Origin of the sequence: Pseudonocardia bannensis (assembly GCF_012911875.1) — a bacterium.
GTDB lineage: Bacteria > Actinomycetota > Actinomycetes > Mycobacteriales > Pseudonocardiaceae > Pseudonocardia > Pseudonocardia bannensis.
On sequence record NZ_JAAXKZ010000198.1, the window covers coordinates 1 to 6,049 of the forward strand.

Consider the following 6,049-nt stretch of genomic DNA (forward strand, 5'->3'; position numbering starts at 1 on the left):
CCTGGTCCTGGCCCAGCTCGACCGCGTCGCGGGTGAACTCGATGAACGCGGCGACGTCGGAGGCGAGGAACGTCTCGCCCTCGCCCAGGCCGAGCACCAGCGGAGACGACCGGCGCGCGCGGCGGCAAGTAGGCCGGCGAGCGCTGACCGCTGGTTCGGGCGAGCTTCGGGCGAGCGTCGACGAAGCGCCCCCCGGGGGCGTCGGCCGCGGCCGGTCGGCGTGGTCGCCGCGTCCGGCCTCAGCCCGCCGTCGCGGCGGGGCCGCTGATCAGGCGCTCGCCGAGCCGCCGCAGGTCGTCCGGATCGGTACCGTGCCGGACCAGCCAGCCGGTGAGGCCGCCCGGGTGGCCCTCCAGGTCGTCGAGCACGCTGTCGAGCGCGGCCGCCTCCACCCCGAGCAGGGCGTCCTCGTCGGCGGGCATCGGCGCGCCGGCCGCCTCGAGCCGGGCCCAGAGCCGGTCGAGGTTGTCGTTCGTGCGCAGGTAGTCGGCGCGTACCTCGGCGCGGCGCACGCCGACCGTCCGCAGCAGGACGGCGATCACCAGCCCGGTGCGGTCCTTCCCGGCGGCGCAGTGCACGAGCGCGGGGCCCGGCGCGGTGGCGATCAGCCGCACGATGCCGGCGATCTCGGCCGTGGCGTCGCCCATGAGCTGCCGATAGGCCCACGTCAGGTCGCGCTGCTCGCGCGGGACCGCCGCCACCACCTCGGGCACCAGTCCGGCGCCGAGCCCGATGTGATGCACCGCGGTCCCGTCCGCATCCAACGGGTGCACTGCGCCGCCGATCTCCAAGGCCGAGCGCAGGTCGATGACGGTGGCCGGCGGCCAGACCGGGACGTCGGCGGGGACGGCGTCGTGCGGTTGAGGCGCGTCGCTGCGGTAGAGCACGCCGCGCCGCACGATGCGGCCGTCGTCGGTGCGCAGGCCGCGGACGTCGCGCAGGTTCGCCGGCGCGTCCGGGGCCGCATGAACAGCGGGAGACAGAGGGTGAGTACTCGGCACGAGATCGAGTTTCATTCCTTCAGGTGAACACCGGGAAACATCGTGACCGGACCCACGTCCACTACGGACCCCCGGAGTCCTGCCGGTCCGTCGCGGCACGCGGAACCGGGGGCCGCCCGGGAACATATCCGCGGGCGGCGGTGTTGAGATGTGTGATCGCAAGGCACGCTCTGGCGTACCAGGTGACCAGCGGCACCGCCGCCCGGCGTGATCTCCCCGGCCCGGCCGTGGGAGAATCACCTGTCGGTTGTCACCACCGTGGCGGCCACCGAGCAACACCGGCCCGCCTTCCGGCTCCCTGCCGCAGGACCCGCGGGCTTTCCCGCGGGTGCGCCCACCGTGCCCTCCGTTGCGACCACTACCACCTGCGATGAGGACACGAGTGACTGCAAGCCTGCTGCCGGACCTGACCGACACCGACCCCACGAACGGGATCGACCTGAACGACGATCTGAACGACCTCACCGACGCCGGCCTCGACACCGAGATCGACGCCGACACCGACTCGGAGATCGCCGACGACACCGACGCCGACGACACCGACGCCGAGGACTCCGACCACACCGGGCCGACCTTCGCCGACCTCCCGCTGGCCCCCGAGCTGCTGCGGGTGATCGACGAGCTGGGCTACACCCGGCCGAGTCCGATCCAGGCCGAGGCGATCGGCCCGCTGACCGAGGGCCGCGACCTGCTCGGCCAGGCCGCCACCGGCACCGGCAAGACCGCGGCGTTCGCGCTGCCGATGCTGCAGCGCCTCGCCGAGGAGCGTCCCGGGGGCGGTGACGGGGCCCCCTTCGGGCTGGTCCTGGCGCCGACCCGTGAGCTCGCGATGCAGGTGACCGAGGCCGTGTCCCGCTACGGCAAGGGCCTCGGCGCGCGGGTGCTGGCCGTCTACGGCGGTGCCCCGATCGGCCCGCAGCTGGGCGCGCTCAAGCGCGGCGTCGACGTCGTCGTCGCGACCCCCGGCCGGGCCATCGACCTGATCAACCGCGGTGCGCTGCGTCTGGACTCGCTCGAGGTCGTCGTGCTCGACGAGGCCGACGAGATGCTCGACATGGGCTTCGTCGAGGACATCGAGACGATCCTGCAGGCCACGCCGGACACCCGGCAGGCCGTGCTGTTCTCCGCGACGATGCCGCGGCGCATCGAGAGCCTGGCGCGTGAGTACCTGCGCCAGCCGGTGACCGTGCGCATCCAGCGCGAGGAGGTCCCGGCCGGTGAGGCTCCGCGCGTGCGGCAGACGGCGTACATGGTGCCCCGCTCGCACACCACCGCGGCCCTCGGCCGGATCCTGGAGCTCGAGCGGCCCACCGCGGCGATCGTCTTCTGCCGCACCCGCGCCGACGTCGACGCGGTCACGGAGACGCTGACCGGCCGTGGCCTGCGGGCCGAGGCCCTGCACGGCGGCATGGACCAGGAGCACCGCACCCGGGTGGTCGACCGGCTGCGCAGCGGCCGTACCGACCTGCTGGTCGCCACCGACGTGGCCGCCCGCGGCCTGGACATCGAGCAGCTCAGCCACGTCGTCAACCACGACGTGCCGAAGTCGCCCGAGGCCTACGTGCACCGCATCGGCCGGGTCGGCCGGGCCGGCCGCGAGGGCGTCGCGATCACCCTGGTCGCGCCCGGCGCGGTGCGGAACCTGCGCAACATCGAGCACCTCACCAAGCAGCCGGTCGCGATCGCCCCGGTGCCCACCGTGAGCGACCTGCGGGCCGCCCGGTTGGACCGGACCCGTACCGCGCTGCGGGAGCGGCTGCTCGCCGACCTCGGCGACGACGGCACGGGGACCGGTACCCCGGCCGACCCGGACGGCGTGCGCGCGATGATCGCGTCGCTGGCCGCCGAGTTCGACCCGGTGGACGTCGCGGCTGCGGCCGTGCGGCTGGCCCAGGAGGTCAGTGGCGCCCCCGAGGACGAGGTCGACATCCCGGTCGCCCACGCACCGCGGGAGGGCCGGCGCGAGTCGGGCCCGCGTGGCCGCGGCGGGGCGGCCGGTCCGCGGCCGCCGAAGGCCGGTACCACCCGGCTGTTCGTGTCCGCCGGTCGCTCCTCCGGGGTGCGACCGCAGGACATCGTCGGGGCGCTGGCCAACGAGTCACGGCTGTCCGGCCGCGACATCGGCGCGATCCAGATCCACGAGCGGCACGCCCTGGTCGAGGTGCCCGAGCACGCCGCGGACGACGTGCTGCGCTCGCTGCGCGGCGTGACCACCCTCAAGGGCCGGCGGGCCAACGTCCGCCGCGACCGCGGGTTCGCCCCGGCCGGGAGCCGTCCCGGCCGCTGACCCCGGCCAGGCCCTGCACGACGAGCGGGCCCGTCGCCGTCATCGGATTCGATGACGCGGCGGGCCCGCTCGTCGTTTCGCAGGGGCTAGTGCACCTGCACCTCGTCGCCGACCTGCAGGTCCTCGAAGAACGTGACGGCGTCGTCGTAGCGCAGGTGCACGCACCCGGCCGAGGGGTGGTCCGGGTCACCCTCGTGGAACGCGATGCCGCCCGGGGCGAAGAACACCGAGTAGGGCATGGGCTCGCCGCCGAACTCGGCGCTCCGGTGGTCCTTGTTCTTCCACTGCACCGTGAAGGTGCCCTTCGGGGTCTCCTGGCCGTCGGCGCCGAGGCCGATGTCGACGGGGCCGTGGGTCACCCTGCCCCCGTGGATCAGCCACGCCGTCCGCGCGTCCTTGTCCACGCACGCCCGTGCCGTGACGGTGCACGGCGTCCCCTCGACGAGGTCGTCCCCGCCGCCTTCGGCGGCCAGGGCGGAGCCGGTGATCCCCACCGCCGCCAGCACGGCGGCGCAGGCGATCGCGCCGGCCCGTGCGGCGCCCGTGGAGCGGCGCCGGCGCCGTGCATCGTGTCGTGTCGTTCCTGCCATCTGTTTCCTCCCGACCGTTTCCCGGACACGCAACGAGAGCCGCCTCCCGACGTCACGCGACGCGCCGCCACCATCCCAAAGATCAACTTCGGGTCGACCTGGGGTGTCTGGGCGGATTGTTCGCCTCCGCTTGTCTCCCGGGCGCTCCGACGGTACGGATGGGCGACCGTGATCTCGTCGAGAGGGAGACGATGGGGGAGAGCACCAGGTCGACCGCGGGCGGGATCGCCGCGGACCGACTCACCGAAGGCGCCGTCCGCACGGCCATGTGGCGGCTGCTGCCGTTCCTGGGTCTGTGCTACCTGCTCAACTACGTCGACCGGGTCAACGTCGGGTTCGCCGCGCTCACCATGAACCCCGACCTGGGCCTGTCCGCCGCCGCCTACGGTCTGGGTGCCGGGTTGTTCTTCATCGGCTACTTCTTCTTCGAGGTGCCGAGCAACGTCATCCTGCACAAGGTGGGCGCCCGGGTCTGGATCGCGCGCATCATGATCAGTTGGGGCCTGGTGGCGTCGGCCACCGCGTTCGTGCAGGGCGAGCTCAGCTTCTACCTCGTGCGGTTCCTGCTGGGCATCGCCGAGGCCGGGTTCTTCCCGGGCATCATCCTCTATCTGACCTACTGGTTCCCCCGGGCCCAGCGGGCCAGGGTCGTCGCCCTCTTCTTCCTGGCCGTCCCGCTGTCCTCGGTACTCGGCGCCCCACTCTCGACACTGCTGATCCAGAACGGCGACGGGTTGCTCGGCTTCGACGCCGGCTGGCGCTTCATGTTCTTCGCCGAGGGCATTCCCGCTGTGCTGCTGGGCATCGCGGTGCTGTTCTGGCTGCCCAGCCGACCGCGCGCCGCCCGCTGGCTGCGGGCCGAGGAGCGGTCGGCGCTCGAAGAGCGGATCGCCGCGGAGGACGCCGAGGCGGTCCCGCACACCACCGGCATCCGGCACGCGTTGCGCGACGGCCGGGTGATCGCGCTGTCGGTCGTCTACTTCGGTGTGGTGTTCGGGCTCTACGTGCTGGCCTTCTTCCTCCCGCAGGTCGTCTCCGACCTGCAGGAGCAGTTCGGGGTGCGGTTCTCGCTGGTCGAGATCGGGCTGGTCACGGCCGTTCCGTACGCGGTCGCGTCGGTGGTCATGCTCCTCAACGCCCGGCACTCCGACCGCACCGGAGAGCGCCCCCTGCACGTCGCGGTGCCCGCGGTGGTCGGAGCGGCGGGCGTCGCGGTCGCGCTGTACCTGGACTCGCCGTACCTGGTGATCGCCGCGGTCACCGTCTGCGCCTGCGGTGTGTTCGCCGCGATCCCGGTGATCTGGCAACTGCCCAGCGCGTTCCTCACGGGCGCGGGCGCGGCCGCCGGCATCGCTTTGATCAACTCCTTCGGCAACCTCAGCGGGTTCGCCGGCCCCTACCTCACCGGCTGGCTGTCCGACCTCACCGGCGACTTCCGCGCCGGGATGTGGACGGTGGCGGGTTTCATGACGCTGGCCGCCGTTGTCGTCGTCGCGCTGGGCCGGCGGGCCGGCCGCCCGCGCTGAGAACGGGCACCTCGTCGGCCGTCCGGCGATTGGGCGCCGCCACGCCGGGAACGCTGGGGCCCATCCGCCGAGAGGACTCCACCATGTCCGCGCCGCACCTGCCCCCGCTCGCACCGGCCGGCCACCTCGTGCACGACGCCCGCGGGCACGGGCTCGTGGGGGACGGCGTCACCAACGACCAGCCGGCTCTCGCCGCCCTGGTCGACGCCCTGGGTGCGGCCTGCGCCGACGACGGGCTGCCGCGGGTGATCTACTGCCCGCCGGGGGTCTACTCGATCCGGGACGTCGGCACGGTCTGGCGCAGCGGCGTCTCCCTGGTCGGGGCCGGCCCTGCGGCCACCCGGTTCGTCCTCGCCAACCCCGGGGACCGCAGTTCGCCCACCCCGCTCGCCTACTTCACCGCACTGCAGCACGGAGCCGGCGTCGACAACCACATCGCCGACTGCACGTTCGCCGGTTTCGAGATCGACGGCTCCGGTGTTGATCTCGACGAGTACGACGTCCTCGCCAAGGGGCTGGGCCTGCAGTACGTGCTCCGCGGGCGGTTCCGGGACCTCTACATCCACGCCACGGCGGCCACCGGGTTCGGCTGCGACTTCCTCCAGGACACGGTCGTCGAGGGCGTCCTGACCGTCGGCTGCGGGC

Annotated in this window: 5 protein-coding genes; 3 read left to right on the plus strand and 2 right to left on the minus strand. The window is 73.4% G+C overall.

Annotated elements, in window-relative coordinates:
• Window positions 1–239: 239 nt before the first annotated feature.
• Window positions 240–1,016, minus strand: coding sequence for a tyrosine-protein phosphatase (locus HF519_RS28940; protein WP_169416150.1), 777 nt, complete (start codon window positions 1,014–1,016; stop codon window positions 240–242).
• 367 nt (window positions 1,017–1,383) lie between these two features.
• Between HF519_RS28940 and HF519_RS28945 the strand changes: the two genes are divergently transcribed.
• Window positions 1,384–3,288, plus strand: a complete 1,905-nt coding sequence (locus tag HF519_RS28945) for a DEAD/DEAH box helicase (RefSeq protein ID WP_312860418.1) — start codon at window positions 1,384–1,386, stop codon at window positions 3,286–3,288.
• Between the two features lie 86 nt (window positions 3,289–3,374).
• Here HF519_RS28945 and HF519_RS28950 read toward each other — a convergent pair whose 3' ends face one another.
• Window positions 3,375–3,878, minus strand: a complete 504-nt coding sequence (locus HF519_RS28950; protein WP_169416151.1) for a L,D-transpeptidase — start codon at window positions 3,876–3,878, stop codon at window positions 3,375–3,377.
• Between the two features lie 191 nt (window positions 3,879–4,069).
• Between HF519_RS28950 and HF519_RS28955 the strand changes: the two genes are divergently transcribed.
• A complete protein-coding gene (locus HF519_RS28955) occupies window positions 4,070–5,404 on the plus strand; it encodes an MFS transporter (RefSeq protein ID WP_169416153.1) in 1,335 nt (444 codons plus the stop codon).
• An 83-nt stretch (window positions 5,405–5,487) separates the two neighbouring features.
• Window positions 5,488–6,049: glycosyl hydrolase family 28-related protein (locus HF519_RS28960; RefSeq protein ID WP_211170739.1), on the plus strand; the 562-nt coding region annotated here is incomplete at its 3' end.